The organism is Deinococcus sp. YIM 77859, from assembly GCF_000745175.1.
In the GTDB taxonomy this organism is placed as follows: Bacteria; Deinococcota; Deinococci; order Deinococcales; family Deinococcaceae; genus Deinococcus.
Map to the genome: position 1 here is coordinate 2522781 of NZ_JQNI01000002.1, position 20287 is coordinate 2543067.

Annotated in this window: 18 protein-coding genes, 1 tRNA gene and 1 pseudogene; 14 read left to right on the forward strand and 6 right to left on the reverse strand. The window is 68.9% G+C overall.

The window, feature by feature from the left end:
* The first annotated feature begins 26 nt into the window (after positions 1–26).
* Genes EI73_RS12575 through EI73_RS12600 form a run of 6 tightly spaced genes read left to right on the forward strand, consistent with a single transcriptional unit; the run spans position 27 to position 6595 of the window.
* Complete coding sequence (locus EI73_RS12575; RefSeq protein ID WP_034387173.1) at positions 27–1430, forward strand: TolC family protein; 1404 nt, start codon at positions 27–29, stop codon at positions 1428–1430.
* A complete protein-coding gene (locus tag EI73_RS12580) occupies positions 1427–2467 on the forward strand; it encodes a TolC family protein (RefSeq protein ID WP_051935526.1) in 1041 nt (346 codons plus the stop codon). Before EI73_RS12575 ends, EI73_RS12580 begins: the two co-directional genes overlap by 4 nt.
* Positions 2467–3906: an efflux RND transporter periplasmic adaptor subunit gene (locus EI73_RS12585; RefSeq protein WP_051935527.1), complete on the forward strand. Its 1440-nt coding sequence runs from the start codon at positions 2467–2469 to the stop codon at positions 3904–3906. The genes EI73_RS12580 and EI73_RS12585 overlap by 1 nt, the downstream gene beginning before the upstream one ends.
* Entirely contained in the window at positions 3903–4652 is a 750-nt protein-coding gene (locus EI73_RS12590; protein WP_051935528.1) for an ABC transporter ATP-binding protein, read from the forward strand. Before EI73_RS12585 ends, EI73_RS12590 begins: the two co-directional genes overlap by 4 nt.
* On the forward strand, positions 4649–5962 hold the full coding sequence (locus EI73_RS12595; RefSeq protein ID WP_081909028.1) for an ABC transporter permease: 1314 nt from the start codon (positions 4649–4651) through the stop codon (positions 5960–5962). Before EI73_RS12590 ends, EI73_RS12595 begins: the two co-directional genes overlap by 4 nt.
* 39 nt (positions 5963–6001) lie before the next feature.
* Positions 6002–6595 carry a hypothetical protein gene (locus tag EI73_RS12600; RefSeq protein ID WP_231557335.1) on the forward strand — a complete coding sequence of 198 codons (594 nt, stop codon included), beginning with the start codon at positions 6002–6004 and terminating at the stop codon, positions 6593–6595.
* A 61-nt stretch (positions 6596–6656) separates the two neighbouring features.
* On the opposite strand, the gene tsaB is transcribed toward EI73_RS12600, so the two are convergent.
* The gene (gene tsaB, locus EI73_RS12605; RefSeq protein WP_034387177.1) at positions 6657–7241 is read right to left on the reverse strand and encodes a tRNA (adenosine(37)-N6)-threonylcarbamoyltransferase complex dimerization subunit type 1 TsaB; all 585 of its coding nucleotides are present in this window, start codon (positions 7239–7241) and stop codon (positions 6657–6659) included.
* 95 nt (positions 7242–7336) lie between these two features.
* On the opposite strand from tsaB, the gene EI73_RS12610 reads away from it, so the two are divergent.
* Positions 7337–8479: a citrate/2-methylcitrate synthase gene (locus EI73_RS12610; RefSeq protein WP_034387179.1), complete on the forward strand. Its 1143-nt coding sequence runs from the start codon at positions 7337–7339 to the stop codon at positions 8477–8479.
* 67 nt (positions 8480–8546) lie between these two features.
* Here the strand turns inward: EI73_RS12610 and EI73_RS12615 are convergent, their stop codons facing one another.
* From EI73_RS12615 to EI73_RS16550, 4 genes are read right to left on the reverse strand one after another with little or no spacing between them, the layout of a single operon-like run.
* Positions 8547–9005: a hypothetical protein gene (locus tag EI73_RS12615; RefSeq protein WP_034387181.1), complete on the reverse strand. Its 459-nt coding sequence runs from the start codon at positions 9003–9005 to the stop codon at positions 8547–8549.
* Between the two features lie 58 nt (positions 9006–9063).
* Positions 9064–10047, reverse strand: coding sequence for an MBL fold metallo-hydrolase (locus EI73_RS12620; protein WP_034387183.1), 984 nt, complete (start codon positions 10045–10047; stop codon positions 9064–9066).
* A gap of 31 nt (positions 10048–10078) precedes the next feature.
* Positions 10079–10504, reverse strand: coding sequence for a metallophosphoesterase family protein (locus tag EI73_RS12625; protein ID WP_197050762.1), 426 nt, complete (start codon positions 10502–10504; stop codon positions 10079–10081).
* 59 nt (positions 10505–10563) lie between these two features.
* Positions 10564–11151, reverse strand: coding sequence for a hypothetical protein (locus EI73_RS16550; RefSeq protein WP_231557336.1), 588 nt, complete (start codon positions 11149–11151; stop codon positions 10564–10566).
* 87 nt (positions 11152–11238) lie between these two features.
* On the opposite strand from EI73_RS16550, the gene EI73_RS12635 reads away from it, so the two are divergent.
* From EI73_RS12635 to EI73_RS12665, 7 genes and pseudogenes are all read left to right on the forward strand, one after another.
* Positions 11239–12837, forward strand: coding sequence for a PQQ-binding-like beta-propeller repeat protein (locus EI73_RS12635; RefSeq protein ID WP_034387186.1), 1599 nt, complete (start codon positions 11239–11241; stop codon positions 12835–12837).
* A 93-nt stretch (positions 12838–12930) separates the two neighbouring features.
* Positions 12931–15213 carry a bifunctional diguanylate cyclase/phosphodiesterase gene (locus EI73_RS15665; protein ID WP_051935529.1) on the forward strand — a complete coding sequence of 761 codons (2283 nt, stop codon included), beginning with the start codon at positions 12931–12933 and terminating at the stop codon, positions 15211–15213.
* Positions 15214–15439: 226 nt separating this feature from the next.
* A pseudogene (locus EI73_RS12645) lies at positions 15440–16431 on the forward strand (FecCD family ABC transporter permease).
* Between the two features lie 20 nt (positions 16432–16451).
* Positions 16452–17387: an ABC transporter substrate-binding protein gene (locus EI73_RS12650; RefSeq protein ID WP_197050763.1), complete on the forward strand. Its 936-nt coding sequence runs from the start codon at positions 16452–16454 to the stop codon at positions 17385–17387.
* Positions 17388–17389: 2 nt separating this feature from the next.
* A complete protein-coding gene (locus tag EI73_RS12655; protein ID WP_369699464.1) occupies positions 17390–18400 on the forward strand; it encodes a FecCD family ABC transporter permease in 1011 nt (336 codons plus the stop codon).
* 22 nt (positions 18401–18422) lie between these two features.
* Entirely contained in the window at positions 18423–19331 is a 909-nt protein-coding gene (locus EI73_RS12660) for an ABC transporter substrate-binding protein (protein ID WP_034387188.1), read from the forward strand.
* Positions 19328–20128, forward strand: a complete 801-nt coding sequence (locus tag EI73_RS12665) for an ABC transporter ATP-binding protein (protein WP_034387190.1) — start codon at positions 19328–19330, stop codon at positions 20126–20128. The genes EI73_RS12660 and EI73_RS12665 overlap by 4 nt, the downstream gene beginning before the upstream one ends.
* A gap of 52 nt (positions 20129–20180) precedes the next feature.
* On the opposite strand, the gene EI73_RS12670 is transcribed toward EI73_RS12665, so the two are convergent.
* Positions 20181–20256, reverse strand: a tRNA-Ala gene (locus tag EI73_RS12670).
* Positions 20257–20287: the final 31 nt, after the last annotated feature.

Below are 20287 nucleotides of genomic sequence, written 5' to 3' on the forward strand. Positions count from 1 at the left end.
GACGCCCTCAGGGCACGGTGGGGGACATGACCAGCCCTCCCCTCCGCTTTTCCCTTCGCTGGACGCTGACGCTGCTCCTCGCGGCGGGCGGCGTCCAGGCCCAGACGACGGCGCAGACCACGGCGCCGCAAGCCCAGGCCACTGCGGCCAACACCCTGACCCTCGAAGCCGCCCTCGCCCAGCTGGCGCAGGCCCCCAGCGTCACGCAGGCGCAGCTCAGCGTGCAGGTGGCGCAGCGCAACCTGGACGCGGCCCGCAGCGCTCTGGGCCTCAGCATCAGCGTGACAGGAAACGCGAGCTATACCGGGCCGTCTACCACGGCGGCGGACGGCACCGCAACGGCGGTTGCGAGCAGCTTGGGCGGCAGCGCGGGCGTGCAGGCGAGCTTGGGGCTGCTGCCGTGGTCGAGCGCGCAGCGGACGTTGCAGGCTGCGCAGCGCAACCTGGCCCTCGCTCAGGCGCGGCTGGCCGAGGCACAGGCGAGCGCGCGGCTCAACGTGTACCAGCAGTACTTCGCGGCCGTTCTTGCCCAGCAGGACGTGACGCTCTCTCAGCAGGCCCTGGCCCTGCGCCAGCGGCAACTGGAGGTGGCGCTCTCTCAGCAGGCCCAGGCCAACGCCACCCAAGAGAGTGTGCTGAGCGCTCAGGCGAACGTGCAGCTGGCGCAAAGCTCTGTGCTCGAGGCGCAAGAAAGCCTCGAGACCGCCCGTCTCAACCTCGCTGCGGTGCTGGGCCGTGACCTGACCGGTGTGGTCTTTGGCAGCCTGCCCGCGAGCAGCTTTTCCCTGCCGGACCTCGGTGCCCTTGTCGCCCGTGCTCGCCGCGGCACCAGCGCCGTGATCGAGGCGCAGAACAACCTGGCCGCCGCTCAGGAGACGCTTGCCGAGCAGCAGCGTGACGTGCAGCTTCCTGATCTCACCACCACCGTTCGTTACGGCCCAGCGGGAAGCGGTGGCCTGAGTGCCAGCCTGAACCTCAAGGAGGGGAGCGCCAGCGTGGGGTACAGCCTGCCGCTGGGCAGTAGCGCGGCGGAGAGCAGCACGAGCCGCGTGGTCGCCAGCCTCAGCGGCGGCTACGTGGTGTATTCGCCCGCCCTGCGTGCACAGCTGTCGGCCGCGGAGGCGAGCGTGACCCAGGCGCAGCTCACCCTGAATGTCACCCAGCAGAACGCTGAACTGGAAGTTCGCACCCGATACAGCGCCGCCCAGTCGGCATTAACGGCCCTTCCCGCTCGCAGCACCCAGGTCGAGGTGGCGCGGGCGGCCCTGCAGGCGGCTCAGGCCCGCTTGCAGGCGGGAACAGGCACCGCCGACGACGTGACTGCCGCCGAACTGAACCTCGCCCAGGCGCGGCGCGCCCTTGTTCAGGCCCGCGCGAATGCCCAGATCGCCCTCATTCAACTTGCCCATGCTGCCGGAGGCTCCCTGTGAAGCGCGTCCCCACCCTGACCCTCGCCCTGAGTTTCGCCCTGCTTTTGCCCACCGCCGCGGCCCAGACCGCCGTCTCACTCACCCAGGCCGTGCAGGCCGCGCTCACCAATGGAACGGACGTGCGGACGGCACAGGCCAACCTCGAAAAGGCGACCGCCGCGAACCGGGCCGCGCAGAGTGATCCCAGCGTCCTCGCGGCAGCCAGATTGTCGGCGCAAAACGAGCAGGCGCTCGCCACGGTGCAGCTCCGCGCGGCGCGGCTTTCGACCCTCCAAAACACGGTCAGCGCCTACATCGCGCTGTTGGAGGCGCAGGAGAACGTGGAACTCCAGACCCTTCAGACCCAGGTGGACCGGAAGGCTGTGCAGGTTGCCCAGGTCAAGCAGAGTGTGGGCAACGCGACCGCCCTCGACGTGCAAAAGGCGCAAAACACCCTGGCGGGCAGCACGCAGACCCTCGAAGACGCCCGCGCGCAGGTGAACCTCGCCTCCGCCAGGCTCGCCAGCCTCACCGGCCTCTCCAGCGGCGTGCGGGCTTCAGGTCTGGGAACGCTTCCTCCCCTCAAAACGACGCTGGCACAACTCCGCACGGGTCTGGACGACAACCTCACCAGTGTTGTCGCGGCCCGGCAGGCGGTGGCCGAAGCGCAGCTCAGCGTGCGGCTGGCCGACAACGACTTTACCCCCGCCCGCACCCTGAGTGACGCCCGCACTGCCCTTGCCAATGCGCAGCGCAGCCTGGACGCCGCACAGAAGAACGCTGCCAATTCGCTTGCCGCGGCCTATCAAACCGCCCAGAACGCCGCCGAGCAGTTGGAGGTGGCCCTCAGCCGCGAGGCGGCCGCTCTGAAGAGCTACAACCAGGACGCGGCTCGCCTCAGAAGCGGGACGATCAGCGCCGTGGAGCTCCAGCAGACGCAGCTGGCCCTGAAGCAGGCGCAGTTTAGCCGTCTGCAGGCGCAGGGCAACGTGCTGGAAGCGCTCGCTGCGCTGTCGGTCGCGGCCGGACAGAACCTGACCGGCATCGGAGGTGCGTGATGACCCTTCCTTCCTCGCAGCAGACCGCCACCGGAGTGGCTGTGCCCTCCCGCCGAGCTCGGCGGCGCAGGCGCTGGCCCTGGGTGCTCGCCGGGCTGCTCCTGATTGGTGGCGCAGGCGGCGTGTGGTATACGCGCACGCACTCGGCTGAGGCGCAGGCGCAGGCCCCAGCCACCCAGACCCAGGTGGTGCAGCTCGGCACCGTACGTGTGAGCGTGAGTGGCCCCGGTACCCTGGAGGCGGCGGCCACCCGCACCATCGGCGTGGACCGCAACGTGACTGTGGGGACACTGCCCGCCGTGGGCGAACGGGTCACGCGCGGGCAACTCCTCACCACCCTCACAAGCGACGACGTGACCGCGAACGTCCGCACCGCCGAGCTGAACCTCGAAAAGGCGCGGGCCACCCTGGACGCCCTGCGCGCCTCGCAGCAGTCGTCGCGGGTGGGGCAGCAGAGCAGCGTCACCCAGGCCGACGCGAACGTCACCCAGGCGCAGGCTGCTGTCAGTGAGGCCGAGCGGACCCTGGCGCAGGCCCGCACCACCCTGAGGGCCCAAGAACGCCTGGCGGCCATCGGCGCGGTGAGTGCTCAGGCGCTGGGGGACGCGCGCAGCGCTGTGGTGAGCGCGCAAGCGGCCCTGCAAAAGGCGCAGAGCAGCTTGGCCACTGCTCGCGTCAGCGCGGCCAGCGCCCGCGTTCAGGCGCAGGCTGAGGCCGAAAGTGGCGCCCAGGACCTGCGCAACGCGCAGCTCGCCGTGCAGCAGGCTGAGGAGAATCTGGCAACCGCGCAAAAGGCCCAAGCGGACCTCAAGGTCTACGCGCCCATCAGCGGCGTTGTCAGCGCTGTCAACGCCTCAGAAGGTGCCGTTGTGGAGACGAGCACCACCCTCCTCACCCTGCTGGACGACACCACCCTCAACCTTCCCGTGCAGGTGGACGAGACCGATATCGCGGGCGTGCGCGTCGGCCAGACCGCCGAAGTGACGCTCGACGCCTACGACGGCGAGACCTTTACTGGCCGGGTGATTCGCGTGTCGCCGGGAGCCACCCAGGAAAACGGCATCAGCGTCTTCACGGCGACCGTGAGTCTGCCTAACCCGGAGGGCAAACTGCGGCCCGGCATGACCGCGGAGGCGGAGATCATCCAGAACGAGGCGTCCGGGTTGGTCGTGCCGCAGCGGGCGGTGCAGACCGTGCGGGACCGGCATTACGTGCTGGTCCAGGGCGAGGAAGGCGGCGAGCCTGAGCGCACCCGCGTGACCCTGGGCCCGACGGACGGCACCAACGTCATCGTAGAAAGTGGCTTGACCGCTGGGCAGGTGGTGGTGGTGCCGGGGAGCACTCGGCGCGGCACCTCCAGTACCGGCAGCAGCGGACAGGAGCAGCGGGGTGGCTTTGGCGGCCCGCCTCCCGGCGCGTTCGGCGGGGGAATGCCATGACGGAATCCACCTTTCAGGTCAGGCCGACCACACTGGCTCCTCCTGTGGTGGACCTGCGGGACATTCGCAAGACCTACGCCCAGGGTGACGTGGTGTTCGAGGCGCTGCGGGGCGTGAGCCTCCAGATCCGGCAAGGCGAGATGGTGGCCCTGATGGGGCCTTCCGGCAGCGGCAAAACCACCCTGATGCAGCTGATCGGCCTGCTGGACCGTCCCAGCGCGGGGACCTATCACCTGGGTGGCCGTGACGTGACCACCCTGAGCGAGAACGAGCGGGCCGAGGCCCGGAACCGCGAGATCGGCTTCGTGTTCCAGGCGTTTCACCTCTTGCCCCGCCAGACCCTGCTGGAGAATGTGGAGGTGCCCCTCACCTACGCGGGGGTTCCGGCGCGGGAACGGCGCGAGCGGGCGCTGCAACTGCTGGAGCGCGTGGGCCTGGCGAACAAGGCCGGGAACCTCCCCAGCCAGATCAGCGGCGGGCAGAAGCAGCGCGTGGCCGTTGCCCGCGCCCTGGCGGGCCGTCCGCGCCTGCTGCTCGCGGACGAACCGACCGGGAACCTCGACACGCGCACCAGCGAGGAGGTGATGGCCCTTTTCAGCGAACTCCACGCCGAGGGCACCACCGTTGTCCTCGTCACGCACGAGCCGGACATCGGCGCCTATGCCGAACGGGTGATTCGCGTGCGTGACGGCCTGATCGAACGCGACGAGCGGCAGACGCCCCGCCGCCCGGAGGGCACTCCATGACCGTTCACCCAGACACCACCCCCCTTGTCACCCCCGTGCCGGAGGCGGAAGCTGCCGTGGTCAGGCGCGGCGGCCTGGGGCTGGGCGGGGCCTTTCGCATCGCCTGGCGGGCCATTGTGGGGACGCCCCTGCGCTCCATGCTGACCGCGCTGGGCGTGATTATCGGTGTGGCGGCGGTCGTCGCCCTCACCGCGATCGGACAGGGCAGCACGGCGGGTGTGACGCGCAATCTCGAAGCGCTGGGCACCAACCTCCTCACCGTGCAGAGCGCGCGGGGACGGCCCGGCGGCAGCCTGGTCCGGGGCGGGCCCCGTCAGACCATCACCGTGGAGGATGCAGAAGCGCTTGCGACGGCCTTTGGGGACCGGGTGGTGGGCGTAGCCCCCACGGTGCAGAGCAGCGTGCAAGCCAAGGTGGGGAGCAGCAACACGCAGGTCACGGTGGTGGGCACCTGGCCCCCCTATGAGACGGTTCGCAACAGCCCGGTGGAGCGCGGAGCCTACTTTACCCAGGCCGATGTGGAAGGTCGCAAGCGGACTGCCGTCATCGGCGCGCAGGTGGTGGCGGACCTCTTTACGGACGGCAGTGACCCCATCGGGCAGAAAATTCGCCTCAACGGCGTGTCCTTTACGGTCGTCGGCGTGCTGCCCGACAAGGGCAACAGCGGCTTTGGCAACGCCAACAGCCAGGTGCTCATTCCCCTGAGCACCTACACCCAGCGGTTTGCCCGCACGAACAGCGCCGGAGGCCAGCCCACAGTGAACAACGTGTACCTCCAGGCTGCCCGCAAGGATGACCTCAGCCAGCTTCAGTCGGACGTGACCGAGCTGCTCGCCGCCCGCCACGAGCAGACCGACCCTGAGAACCTCGATTTTCAGGTGCAGAACCAGGCGGACGCGCTGGCCAGCCTCAACAGCGTGACGGGCACGCTCACCCTGCTGGTGGGCGCGATTGCCGGAATCAGCCTCCTGGTGGGCGGCATCGGCATCATGAACATCATGCTTGTCAGCGTGACCGAGCGCACCCGCGAGATCGGGATCCGCAAGGCGCTCGGGGCCAAGCCCCGCGACATCCTCACGCAGTTTTTGGTCGAGGCCGCCCTGCTCTCTGTCGGTGGCGGCCTGATCGGCCTGGCGCTGGGCATCGGGGCCGCCTACATCGGGAACGCCTTCGGGATCAGCCCGGTCTTCTCGCCCACGCCCATCCTCGTCGCCTTTGCCTTTAGCGCCCTCGTTGGCCTGTTCTTTGGCTACTATCCCGCCGCCCGCGCAGCCCGGCTCGATCCGGTAGACAGCCTGCGGTACGAGTGAAGCTTTCGCCCACCAGCAAACACATACAAGGAGCCCCCTATGAAGCCTATGCAGAAGCCCTTCAAGCTCCTCCTGCCCCTCGGCCTCGTTCTCCTGCCCGTGGCGGGCGCGCAGCAAAGCGGCCAGACGCCGCAGCTCACCCCGGAAATGCGGGCGCGCATGGCGCAGATGCAGCCGGTCATGGACCTGGTCCAGACAGTCAGGTTGCTGCCCGAGCTGGAAAAGAACAGGGCGACGGCGGTGACAAAGGCGCAGGCCAAGCAACTGCTTCCCATCCTGACCGCCCTGCAAAAGGCCAAGGTGGTGCAGCCCAACGACGCCCAGAAGTACCTCACGCAGATCGAAGACAAGATTCTGACGGCGCGGCAGCTCACGGCGCTCGACGATCTGTTGCTCAAGGCCGAGCAGGAGCGCGAGGCGCGGCGGGCACAGGCGCGAAGCGGACCAAATGGGGGCGGCCAGGGCCAGCTGGGGCTGCGGCTTCCAGGGGTGCCCGGCAGGCTCGGCGGCCCGTCTGGTGGGACGGGGCAGAACGCGGGAGCGCGGGGTCAGAGCGGCCCATTTCACCCCTTCGCCCAGGGCCGGGGCGCCGACGCCCTGAAGCAGTACATCGCGGTGCTGCAGAAGAAGTAGAAGTAACCGCCCTTCCTCGCGACCGAACGCCATCCGGCGTCCTTCCCCAGGTGGCGTTTCCCTACAGGTACGCCAGCGCCCATTCCGTTGCCCCGTGTGCCAGCCCCGCCCGCAGCAGCGCCAGGCCGTCCGGCGGCGTGTCCCGGTGGTGGGGGAGACCGGCGGCCAGGGCCTCGAACTCCGCCAGGGGCCGCTTTTCGGGGGCATGAATGACGCGGGTGACCACGCCCCCCCGGACCTCATAGACCGCGCCGTAGACGTTGCCGCGCCGCGCATCAAGCGAGACGGCCACCTCGCCTTCGGGGACGCTTCCGCTCGCCCCGCGCACGAGGGCTTCCAGGGTAGAGACGCCCCTGACCGGCGCCCCCCAGACGCGCCCCAGCCCCAGCGCGTAGCTCGCGCCGACGCGCACGCCGGTGTACGAGCCCGGCCCGGTTCCAAGAACGATGGTTTGGGCAAAAAAGGGCAGACCTGCGCGCTTGAACAGGGCCTTGGCGGCATCCGGGAGGCGTTCGGCGTGCGCGCGGCCCACCTCCTCGGAAAGCTGGGCCTCTGCGCCGTCCCAGGCCAGCGCCAGGGTCAGAAAGGAGGTGGCGGTGTCCAGGGCGAGAGTCACACGGGGCGTGGGGCCTTGCATGGGCGGCATTCTAGGGTGCCTCGGTGCCGGCGCTGTCACCGCCGTGGGAACGTGACTGGGGGTGGATTCGGGGCAGCGCGGCCCGGTGGTATGGTGAACCTACCATGACCAACACCGCCAACATCGCCAAAGGGCTGGAAGGCGTTCTCTTCACCGAGACCAAACTGACCTTTATCAACGGCGCAGAAGGCATCCTCACGCACCTGGGCATTCCTATTCAGGAGTGGGCCGAGAAGAGCACCTTTGAGGAACTGTCCCTGGCGCTGCTTGACGGCAAGCTGCCCACCGCCGAGGAACTCGCCCGCTTCGACGCGGAGCTCCGGGCCAACCGAGCGGTGCCGCAGGGGCTCCTGGACGTAATTCAGGCGATGCCGCGCGGCGTTCACCCCATGCAGGCGCTGCGCACGGCCGCCTCGTACCTGGGCCTGTTGGATCCCCAGGCCGAGGACACCAGCGAGGCGGGCCGCCGGGCCATCGCCATTCGCCTCATCGCGCAGTTTGCCACCATCATCGCGGCGATTGCCCGCGCGCAGGAGGGGCAGGAGATCATCGCGCCGCGCCTGGACCTGACGCACGCGGGGAACTTCCTGTACATGCTCACCGGCAAGGAACCCACGGCCGAGCAGGCCCGGCTCTTTGACATCGCCCTGGTGCTGCACGCCGACCACGGCATGAACGCGAGCACCTTTACGGCGATCGCCACGGCCAGCACCCTCAGCGACATGTATTCCTGCATCACCTCCGCCATCGGCGCGCTCAAGGGGCCGCTTCACGGCGGCGCCAATGAGGCCGTGATGGACATGCTTGATGAGATCGGCACCCCCGACCGAGCAGCGGAATACATCAGCGGCAAGCTCGACCGCAAGGAAAAGATCATGGGCGTCGGGCACCGCGTCTACAAGTACTTTGACCCCCGCTCCCGCGTCCTGCGCGACTACGCCGAGCACGTCGCCAACAAGGAAGGCAAAAGTAACTATTACCAGATTCTCGAAACGATTGAAAAGATCGTGGTGGACCGCATGGGCGCCAAGGGCATCTACCCCAATGTGGACTTCTACAGCGGCACCGTCTACAGCGACCTGGGCATCAAGAAGGAATACTTCACGCCCATTTTCGCCCTGGCCCGCATCAGCGGCTGGTGTGCCTCGGTGATCGAGTACACCCGTGACAACCGCCTGCTGCGCCCCGACGCGCTGTACACCGGCGCGCGGGATCAGCACTACGTGCCGCTGCAAGACCGGCAGTAAGCGAAAGGCAAAGAGGGCCGGGGCACACGCGCTCCGGCCTTGTTCTTTGGACGTGGGGCTGCACGGATTAGGCGCTCATCCCCTTGCTGCCGTGCAGGGTGCGCTCGACCGCCTCGGTGACTTCGGCCTCGAAGCGGCGCAGGTGCTCGCGCAACCTCTCCAGTTCGCTGGAACCGAGGTCGCGCAGCCACAGCACGCTGCGGCCCAGCACGGCAAAGGTGAGGGGGGTGTCGTCGCCCGCCTCCTCATCGTCGACCGGATCAAGGTTCAGGGCGCCGTAGTCGAGGCCCTGGTTGAGCAGGTTCATGCCCATCAGGATGTCCGGCAGAGCGTCTTCCTCGACGTAGAGGTCAAGGTCGAGGTGGAGCCTCACAATCACGCCGCCCTGCGGATCGGGCTCCGCGAAGAGGGCGACGCGGCTTTCCCCATTGCGGACCAGGGCGCCGTCTTCCACCGCCTCGACGGTCATGCCGCTTTCCTCCAGGGCGCGCATGATGCGCTGAAGTTCCGTTCCGGGGGCCGTCATGGGAGGGAGTATAGAGCGGTGGCTGCGGGCCAACCGGTGGCCCGCCCCTTTTCGCGCTTCAGCCGTGATACACCCACTCGTTGCCCTGCCAGGTCCGCGCGAGTTGCCCGAGCAGGTGCAGGTGCTCGGCGTGCGCGAGGGTCTCGGCCAGAGCAAAGCGCCGCCCGGCGGTGTTGAGGTCACGGGGAAACATGGCGAGCGAGAGGCCGTAGGCGCTGCGCGGCTCACGGGTTGCCTCCGCCCGGATAAAGTCCAGCCGTTCGTGGTGGTGGTCACGCAGCTCGCGGGCGCGGGCCTGCACCCCCTCCATCACGGGGCCATGGTGCCCGACCACCGCCCGTGCTGGGTTGAGCGCCTCCAACTTGCCGAGCGTCTGAAGGTAGTCCCCCAGCGGATCAGGCCGGGTGTAGGCGTACAGGCCCACGTTGGGGCTGATTCTGGGCAAAATCGCGTCTCCGGCGATCAGCAGGCTTTCTTCCGCGTTCCAGAGGCCCAGGTGTCCGTCCGCGTGCCCGGGCAGCCACAGCACCTCCCACTCGCTGCCCGCCAGCGTGATCATCTGGCCCTCGCGCAGGGGCGCGACCCGGCTGGCGGGGTGAACGCGGGCACGGCCCCGGCGGCTGTCGTGTTCCAGCGTCGCGATGAGCTGGGGCGGCAACCCGTGGTCCTGCATGTGTTTGGTGTGGCCCGGGAGCCATTCCTCCCACAGGTGCCAGTAGCGCTCGCCGCGCCCGATCTCCACGTCGAGCATCTGCACGCTGGCCCCACTGCGCTCCTCGACCACGCCGGCTAGCCCGTAGTGGTCCGGATGATGGTGCGTGATGATAACCCGCTCCACGTCCGGCCAGTGCAGTCCCAGCGCGGCAAGGCCCCCTTCGATGGCCGCTCTGGCCTCGGGCGTGTCCAGCGCCGTGTCGATCAGGGTGACGGGACCGGCGGTGTCGATCAGGACCGTCACGGTCTTCATGGGGTAGGGGATAGGCACCTGGAGGGCGTGCAGCGTGCCGTGCACGGGGGTAAGAACGGGGTCAGGTGCGGTCATGTCCGGCAGGCTACCACCGGCGGCGAACGCCTCAGGGCAACAGCGTGAGTGACTGCGCGCGCACCTCGCTCGGGCTGAGGTACAGCTGCGCGCAGGCGACCGGGAGCCGGAACCGGCGCGGCCCGGCCGCCCCCGGATTCAGCCGGGTGACGCCCTCCCGTTCCTCCAGCCGCGGCGCGTGGGGAGAGAGGTCAAGGCGTTGCAGGTTGTGCAGCAGGTACACCCACACGCCCTCCAACGTCAACAGCAGGGTTTCTGGCAAATGAGCGAGCGGCGGGGTGCGGTCCACGTTCCCCCGCACCGCGTAGACCGGGTCAGGAGTAGCCGCGCGCAGGGCGTCCAGCACCTCCGGACTGCCCATGTCGCCCGCGTGGAGGACGGCGTCTGCTTCTCGCGCCAGCGTGAGGACTTCCGGGCGCAGCAGGCCGTGGGTGTCCGCGATCATCAGGGCGCGCACAGGCCACCATAAGAAACGCGCCCCCTGTGATGGAGGGCGCGCCGCAGCGCTGGCCTACCTCAGAGGCGGCTCTGGATCGCCTGGAGGCTGGGGGTGTTGGCCCAGCGCAGGCCCTGCTCGACGTAGGTGCGGGCGGCGGTGCGGTCGCCGCGCTGGAGGGCGATGTAGGCGAGCTTGGCCGCGCTCAGAGCGGCCCACTGCCGTTCGGTGTCGTTCAGGTCACCGAGGCGGTTCCAGGCGTTGTAGGCGTTGATCCACCACTGGGTCTTGGTGTAGAGCTGCGCCAGGTACGACTGATAGTTGCGGTTGCCCGCCTCCTGCTGCGCGGCGTAGTAGGCGTGGTCCACGGCGGCCTTCCACAGCGTGCGGTCGTAGAAGGGGACGGGATAGGCCACGTCCGCCTGCACAGCGAATTCTTGGGCACGCGCGAAGTTCTGCTCCGCGGTGAGGGTGGCGGGCGTGCCGACGTCCTGGGTGGTGTCCTGGGTGGTGGTCGTGGTCGCGTCCTGCGTCGTCGTTGTGTCTTGGGTCGTCGTCGTGTCCTGGGTGGTCGTGTCGGTGGTGGGCGGCGTGGTGGGCGTCGTGGTGTCCTGCGCGGCGGCCAGGCCAGCAAGCGCAAACGCGGTCAACATGAGAATCTTTTTCATAACGAAATGCATCTTAGGACGCTACCCTTTGGGCCGTCCATTCGCCCCCGCACCCTCTAAAGGGACTGTAAAGGAGCTTACCTTCACATGAGGAAATCCCTCGCATTGGCTGTATTGACACTCGCCGGCGGCCTCGCGTTTGCACAGCCGTCCACTCCTCCAACGGTCGCCTGGTCTAAGGACCTGAAGGTGCTCTCCAGCGTCGCCATCACCGATGGGGGTGACCTGGTGTTCGTGGGGAGTGACGCCCGCATTCACCGCACCGACGCACAGGGGGCCGAGAGGTGGAATTACGCCACCGGGGACATCGGGCGCGCGCACCCGGTGATCACCCCGCAGGGCACCGTGATTGCGGCAAGCTATGACGACCAGGTGTACGCGCTCGACACGGCGGGCAAGCTGCTGTGGAACATCAAGCTTGATGGGGACGTGTTTGCCAGCCCCGCCCTACGCCCCGACGGCAGCCTGATCGTGGGAACGGCGGGTGGGAGCGTCACAGCCCTTTCCCCGCAGGGGCAGGCGCTGTGGACCTTTCGGGTGGGTTCACCGGTGTACAGCAGTCCTGCGGTCGCCGCCGACGGCACCATCTACTTTGGGGCACAGAATGGCCAACTGTATGCCCTCGCCCCGGACGGACGGCTGAAGTGGGCCTTCCGAGCCGGTTCGACGGTCTTTAGCAGCCCGGCGCTGGACGCACAGGGGAACATCTACTTCGGGTCGAGTGACCGCCGCATCTACTCTGTCGCGCCCGATGGACGCCTGCGCTGGTCGCGCCCTACGGGGATGTTCGTGAACGCCAGCCCCATCGTCACGAGCACGGGCCTGGTGGTCGTGGGCAGCTATGACGGCAACGTGTACGCGGTGCGCACCGGGGGCGAGGACGCCTGGACGTATGCGGCGGGCGCTCCGGTCGCTGCTGCGGCGGCCGAACTCAGTGACGGCAGCGTGATCGTGCCCGACCTGGGCGGCACCCTGCATGCCATCGCCCCGAATGGGCAGCTCCTGTGGAAAATCAGCACGGGCAAGAAGATCGACACGAATGTCGCCGTGAGTGACCAGGGCACCCTCTACTTCACCACCGAGGGCGGCACCCTGAACGCTCTTCAAAAACAAGCCCCCCTCGCCGATGGCCCCTGGACGAGCTTTCGCAACCTGCCCGCCGGGTGGGGGCGTGCGCTGAACACCCAGGAAGTCCAAGCCCGTACCGCAGCCAAACGCGCGGCTGCCGTACGGGCGCAGCGGCCTGCCCCCGTGACGCCTCCCGCTGCCCCGGCTGTGCCGGTGACGCCGCCCGTCCCGGCTCGGACTCCCGAACAACTCGCGCAGGCCGCTGGCCAGGCCGCGCGCGTCCTCGACGGCCAGGTGTACCTGCCGCTGGCGGACGCAGCCGGAGCGCTGGGCCTTTCCGTCGCGCTCCTGACGCCGCGCACCGCCACACTCGCGCTGCCCCAGTCGGCCAGCGCCCCACGCCCGACCCATACCGTTCCCGTGCGGTACCTCAACCGCACGGCATTTGTGGCCCTGGCGGCGCTCGCCGACCTGCCCGGGGCTCAGGTGGCCGCCCGCCGCGCTCCGGCTGGGGTGGCCTTCACCCTGGCGGGACGTACCCTCGCCTTTCCGGTGAATGTCCCGGCCCTGACGCCGCTGCTGAAGCAGCCCGAATTCACGCCCCTCGTTCGCCGCTGAGGGTCACCAGGCGCGGAAGGGCCCCCAGCTGGCCGATGTTGCCCCCCCCTCTCTCTCTGTTCGGTTCGTCTCCATCCTAAGCTGAGAGGGCACATGAACAGGCCAGGCGCACTTCGGCGCACCCCCCGGTTTCTGCTGGGGCTGCTGGTGTTGGCACTGGGGGTGGCCCTGCTCTCGGTGCTGCTCGCCCTCCTGGGTGTGCCGGTGTCGGGGTGGGCTTCCGGCTGGCTGCCCCTGCTGATCAGCCTGCTGAGCGCGGTGTGTTTCTGGTGGGCAGCGGCCCAGGCCCCAGAGGAGCACCGGCCCCACTGGCGGCTGTGCGCCCTGGGTCTGACGGCCTGGTGGTTGGGGGATGTGGTCTTCCTGCTGTACCGGGAGCTCACGCCCGCAGGGGAGCCGCCCTTCCCCTCCTGGGCGGACCTCTGGTACACGCTGTTTGCGCCGCTCATGACCCTGGGCCTCTACCGCCTGCTGCGTCCGGCTGCGGGACCGGCGCGAACACGGCTGCTGCTGGACATCAGCGTTGTGGTGATCACCGTCTTTGTGCTCCTGTGGCACTTCGTCTACGCCGAGACCTTTGTCACCGCCCAGCGCAGCCTGGCCGGGCTGCTGGTCAACCTGAGCTACCCCTTGCAGGACGCGCTGATGGTCAGCCTGGTGCTGCTGGTCCTCTTTCAGGAACGCGTGCCGCTGCCGCCCGCGGCCCTGGCGTGGCTGGGCGTCGGCGCGGGGGCGAACTTCGTGGCCGACGTGGCGTACGCGGCCCTGCTGCCGGAAGCGTGGAGCGTGACCAACCAGGTCATGGACGGTGTGTTTGCCCTGGGGTTGATCGGCTTGGCGCTGGCGGCAGTTCTCGGCGTGGGCTGGCCGGGGGAGTGGCGGGCAGCTTTGCCGCAGCACGCCGTCGCCCTGAGCCCCTACCTCGCAATCCTGATCTGCTTCACGCTCCTGGGAGCGCAGGAACTCGGCTTCACGCTGCGGACCTACGGAGACCTCCTGGGAACCGCCCTGGTGACCCTGGTGGTGGTCGGGCGGCAGAATTTCATCCTGCGCGAGAACCTGCACCTCACGGCAGAACTGGAACGGCGGGCCACCCACGATCCCCTCACCGGCCTGCCCAACCGCCGCCTGCTCGAAACCCGTCTGGAAGAGGCTCTGGCGCGGGCGCGGCACACCGGCGAGCACGTGGCGGTGCTCTTTCTCGACCTCGACCGCTTCAAGGCGGTCAATGACAGCCTGGGGCATGCGGCTGGGGACGAGCTGTTGGTCGCGGTGGCGGGCGTCTTGCGGCGGGCCCTGCGCCCCGAAGACACGCTGGCCCGTCAGGGCGGTGACGAATTCATCGTGGTGCTGCCTGGCCTCTCCGGGCCCCAGGAGGCAGACCGGTATGCGCGGCAGCTGCTGGAGAGCCTGCGCATCCCGCTGCAGCTGGGAAGCCGCTCCCTGGTGATCACGGCCAGCGTGGGACTGGCTGTCTTTCCCCGGGACGGCACCGACAGCGTCACCCTGCAACGGCACGCGGACGCCGCGATGTACACCGTCAAGGCCCGTGGCCGCAACGGTCAGGAACGGTTCCGGCCGGAGATGACCGTCACGGGACAGGTGCTCGACCTCGAACAGGGGTTGCGCCGCGCCCTGGGTGCAGGCGAGTTCGAACTGTACTATCAGCCGCAGGTGCACGCGGTGCGGGGGGTGGTGGGCGTCGAGGCCCTGCTGCGCTGGCGGCGGGGGGACGAACGGATCTCGCCCGGCTGCTTTATCCCGCTGGCAGAGGAAACCGGCCTGATTGTGCCCATCGGCACCTGGGTGCTGCACGAGGCGTGCCGTCAGCTGGCGGCCTGGCGGGCCTCGGGGCTGAGGTTGGAACGCGTTGCGGTCAACGTCTCGGCGCGGCAATTCGCCGCGCCCGATTTCCTGGACGAGGTGCACCGCGCCCTGAGGGAGGCGGGGCTGGTTCCGGCCGACCTCGAGCTCGAATTGACCGAGAGTGCTGTGCTGCACGACGTGCCGCTGGCCGTGCGGCAGCTCACGCACCTGCGCCGTCTGGGCATGCATGTCGCCGTCGACGATTTCGGCACGGGGCAGTCCTCGCTGGGGCTCTTGCGCCACGTGCCCGCCGACGTGCTGAAAATCGACCGCTCCTTTGTGGCCAACCTGGGCGCGTCCGAGGAGAGTACGGCCCTGGTGCGGGTGGTGGTGGCGTTTGCCCATACCCTGGGGCTCGACGTGATCGCCGAAGGGGTCGAGACCGAAGAGCAGTGGGCCGCTCTGCGCGCCCTGGGCTGCGCGACTGCCCAGGGCTACGCCTTTTTGCCTCCCCGTCCGGCCGCTGAACTCGAAGCCTGGCTGCGCCGCCAGCCGTCAAGCTCACGCTGAACACCGCCGCGCCTCTGCTTGACACGCGCGCTCGCACTGCCCTACCTTGACCCTATTCCGACTGTCTAAGTCGGGTTAATCGGAATCTCGTGACGACTCTTCTGCCCTTTTTTTCCCCTGAACGGTATCGTCCCCTCGCTCGGCGGGTGGGGTTCGCCCTCGTCGTGGCTCTGGCGGAAGGCGGGCCCGCGTGACAGCTCTTGCCCGGCGGGCAGACGGGCGGCGGGTGAGCCGCGTTCTGGTTTTTGGAGCGGCCCTGCTGCTGCTCGCGTTGGGCGTATGGGCGTCCCTGGCGCTCGGGGCCTTTGAGCTCCCGTTCGCGCAGGTGCTGGAGCTGCTGCTTCGTCCGCAAGACAGCAGCGGGGGTTTGGTGGTCTGGACGCTGCGGATGCCGCGCACCGTCGTGGCAGCGCTGGCCGGGGCGGCCCTCGCGGTCGCCGGGGCGCTGCTTCAGGGCGTGACCCGCAACCCCCTCGCGGACCCCGGCATTCTCGGGGTGGAGGCGGGAGCGGCGCTGGCCCTTCTGGTCGCGGTGGTGTTTTTTCCCGGGCTGCCCGCCTGGGCGTTCGTGCCCTGCGCGTTTCTGGGGGGGCGGTCTCGGCGGCCTTCACGTATGCTGTGGCGCGCGGGGTGGGTCTGACGCCGCTGCGTCTGGCGCTGGCGGGCGTCGCGGTTGCCTCCTTTGCGGGTGCAGCGGCCAGCGGCCTCAAGATTCTTTTTGAAGAACGCGCCCAGGGGGCTCTGTTCGCTCTGGCCGGCAGTGTGGCCGGGCGCACCTGGCTGCAAGCGGCCCTGATCGCCCCCTGGATTCTGGGCGGTGTGGGCCTGGCCCTGCTGCTCGCGGGCCGCGTGAATCTGCTTGCCCTCGGGGAGGACGTGGCCCGCAGCCTCGGCGTTCGCACCGCGCGGGACACGCTGCTGCTCACCGCCGTCGCCGTGCTGCTGGCCGCTGCCGCCGTCAGCGTCGCTGGCCCCATCGGATTTATCGGCCTGATGGTGCCGCACCTCGCCCGTGCGCTGGTGGGCAATGACCATCGCCTGCTGCTGCCCCTGTGCGTGCCGCTAGGGGCCGCCACCCTGATCTGGGCAGATATCGCTGCACGAATGATCGACAAACCCGCCGAGGTGCCGGTAGGGATTCTGATCGCCGCGCTGGGCGCGCCCTTCTTCGTGGTGGTGGCCCGGCGGCTCGGCGGCGCTGCCGACCGTTCCCGTTAACATTCGCCCCCAGGAGTCTGATGAACAAGTTCACTGCTGCCGGCCTGCTTTCTGCTCTTGCCCTCAGCGCTGCCGCCGCTGCCATCTCCGTGAAGCACGAGCGGGGCACCCTCGACCTCAAGGCCCCTGCCCAGCGTGTGGTGGGCCTGGAGTACAGCTTCCTCGACACGCTGATCGCGCTCGGCGTACGCCCGGTGGGCGGGGCCCTGGGCACGCAGGGCGGCGACCGCGGCGCGCCCCCGTACCTCCAGCCGCTTACCCGGAACGTCACCAGCATCGGCTCGCGCGCCCAGCCCAACCTGGAAGCCATCCTGGCGGTCAAGCCCGACTTGATCCTTGCCGATGCCTTTGTGCACAGGGACCTCTACCCGCAGCTCGCGCGCCTCGCGCCCACCGCCGCCTTCCAAAGCCGCCGCGGCAGCTACGAGGACGTGATGCAGCAGGTGCTGGACATCGGCAGGCTGGTTGGCCGCGAGGCCCAGGCCCGCCAGCTTCTGCGGGATCAGGCGCAGCTCCTGGCCAAAGCTCAGGCCTTTACGAACCGGAAGGCCCCCCCCGTGGTGATGGCCGTCGTGACCGAGCAGAGCGTGACCCTGCACTCCACCGAAAGCTTCGTGGGCAGCCTGATCGAGAAGCTGGGCCGCAAGAACGCCGTGAAGCCCCAGGGCGCCCAGACGCAGTACGAGGTGACGCTCGAGGGGCTCGCAGCGCTTAACCCCGCCACCCTGGTGCTGTTTACCGGTGCCGACGAGCGGCCCATCGTGCGCGAGTGGGCCAAACATCCCCTGTGGCAAAAGATGACGGCGGTGAAGCGCGGCCGAGTGTACGAGTTTGACCGCGACCTGTGGACTCGCGCGCGCGGCCCCATCGCCCTGAAGCAGATGCTGGCCCAGACCATCAACTCGGGTCTGCTGCAAGATCGCGCGCCCACGGCAGCCTACGCCTTCCGCGAGTGAACGTGTCGAACGTGGTCTCTGTGGGTGCCCGCCGTACTCGGCTGCTGCTGCCCGCCCTGGCGGCGCTGCTTCTGCTCGTGGGAACGGTCGCGCTCGGTGTGGGGGCGGTCCGCACACCCCCCCTGGAGGTGCTGCGCGTCCTCGCCGGCGGTGGGGACGAGCTGGCTCGGCGCATCTTGATCGAGCTGCGCCTGCCGCGCGTCGGCGTTGCGGCGCTGTCCGGTGCGATGTTCGCCGCGAGCGGCGCGGTGATGCAGGGGGTGGTTCGTAACCCGCTTGCCAGCCCCGACCTGATCGGTGTGGGGGCCGGAGCGGGCCTGGCGGCCACCGTCCTGCTGCTGCTCGCGCCCGCGTCTCCCCCCTGGGCCCTGCCCTGGGGCGCCTTTGCTGGGGCTTGGGCGGGCTTTGCGCTCGTCGTGGGGCTCGCGCGTACGGGGGGAGGTCTGAGCCCGGTCCGGCTGGCCCTGATTGGGGTGGCGGTTGGTGCGGCCCTGAATGCCGCGCAGCAGCTTGTCATCGTTCGCGCCCCGGACGGCGTGGCAAGCGCGTTGGCCTTTTTGGCGGGCACGATCTACGGGGCGGATGCCGCGCGCTTTGCTCGGCTGTTGCCCTGGGCGGCGGTGCTGCTGCCCGCCAGCCTGCTGCTCACCCGGCGGCTGGATGTTCTTGCGTTTGGCGAGAGCGTGGCGGCCTCGCTGGGGACTCGGGTGGACCTGGCAAGGGGAGTGGCCCTCACGGTCGCGGTGGGCCTCGCTGCGGCCGCCGTCACCGGCAGCGGGATCTTGGGCTTTGTCGGCCTGCTGGCTCCGCACCTCGCCCGGCTGCTGGTGGGCGGTCTGCATGGCCGTCTGCTCCCCGTCGCCATGCTGCTCGGTGCCCTGCTCGTCCTGCTGGCGGATACCCTGGGCCGCACGCTGCTGCCCCCCCTCGAAGTGCCTGCGGGGATCTTGACCACCCTGGTGGGCGCGCCCTACTTCCTCTGGCTGCTGCGGCAGCAACGCCGCCCCCTCTGACTTCCCTGCAAGGAGAAAGACCATGCCCCGATTCCCTGTGTGGCTCAGCGCCCTGTCCCTGCTCACCCTCCTCCCCACCGCGCTCGCCCAGCCCGGTCCCTGCGCGGGCCGCGTGATCGAACACGCGCTGGGGGAAACCTGTGTGCCCAAGTCCCCCAAGCGCGTGGTGGTGCTGGATACCGGCGAACTCGACAGCGTGCTCGCGCTGGGGGTCAAACCCGTCGGAGCGGTCACCGCGCTGGGCACGGGATTTCCGGGCTACCTGAAGGGCCGGACGGGCGGCATCGCCGACGTGGGCACCATTCAGCAGCCCAGCCTGGAAAAGATCCTGGCCCTGAAGCCGGACCTGATTCTGAGCAGCAAGCTCCGGCATGGCAACATCTACCCGCAGCTGTCGCGCATCGCGCCCACGGTGATGGCCGAAAGCGTGGGGGTCGTCTGGAAGGAGAACCTCAAGCTCAACGCCCGCGCGCTGGGCCGGGAGGCGCAGGCGCAAAAGCTCCTCACGAACTACGCCGCGCGGCTTAAAAAGCTTCAGGTGAGGGTAGACCGCAACACCACCACCGTCTCCATCGTGCGCTTCGTGCCCGGACAGGTTCGGCTGATGCAGCAGGCGAACTTCATCGGGACGATCCTGGCGGATGCCGGGCTCAAGCGGCCCGCCTCGCAGCGCCAGAACACCTTTATGGAGGTGGCCACGCCGGAGCGCATTCCGGCTATGGACGGCAGTTTCCTCTTCTACAGCACCTACGGCCCCGCCGAGGCGACCGACCTGCACCAGTACCTGAAAAGCCCGCTGTGGGCACGGCTGAGCGCGGTGAAGAGCGGGCGGGCCATCCCGGTCAACGACGACGTTTGGTTCCTGGGGATCGGGATTCTGGCGGCCAATCTGGTGCTGGACGATCTGGAAAAGTACCTGGGGAACCCATGAGTGTTCTGTCTACCCGTGAACTCAGCCTCCGCTACGGCACGCGTCAGGTGTTTCAGGAACTCAACCTGACCCTGCGTGACGGCGCGGTGACCGCTCTGATCGGGGCCAACGGAAGCGGCAAAAGCACGCTGCTGCGCTCGCTCTCCCGGCTGCTCTCGCCGAACGCGGGCGCGGTGCTGCTCGACGGGGCGGACCTGCATGCGCTCCCCACCCGCACCGTCGCGCAAAAGCTCGCCATCCTGCCCCAGGGTCCCACGGCGCCCGAGGGCCTCACCGTCGAGGAGCTCGTGTGGTTTGGGCGGCATCCGCATCAGGGCATGTTCGGGGGGCGCACCGCCGAAGATCGCCGCATCGTCGCCTGGGCCCTGGACCAGACCGGCATGACTGTCTTCGCGTCGCGCCCGCTGGAGAGCCTCTCCGGTGGACAGCGGCAGCGAGCGTGGATCGCCATGAGCCTGGCCCAGGGCACCCAGACACTGCTGCTCGACGAGCCGACCACCTACCTGGACCTCAGCCACCAACTGGAGGTGCTGCACCTTGTGCGCCGCCTCAACGAGCAGGAAGGCAAGACCATCGTGATGGTTCTGCACGACCTCAACCAGGCCGTGCGCTACTCCGATGAGATCGTCGCGGTGCTGGATGGCCGCGTCTACGCCCAGGGGGACCCCGCCGAGGTGATGAACCGAGCGCTCTTGCGCGACGTCTTCGGCCTCGAAGCGCACCTGCTGACCGACCCGGACACCGGCCGCCCGCACGTCATTCCCTACGGCATCGCGCGCAAGGCGGGAACCCGGTAAGCCCTCAAAAGCCCAAGAGACAAGAAACCCGCCCAGACGGGCGGGCTTTTCTTGGTGGAGTCGAGGGGGATCGAACCCCTGACCTCGTCATTGCGAACGACGCGCTCTCCCAGCTGAGCTACGACCCCGCTGCTTTTCGTGTACCCCAAGCGGGCGAGG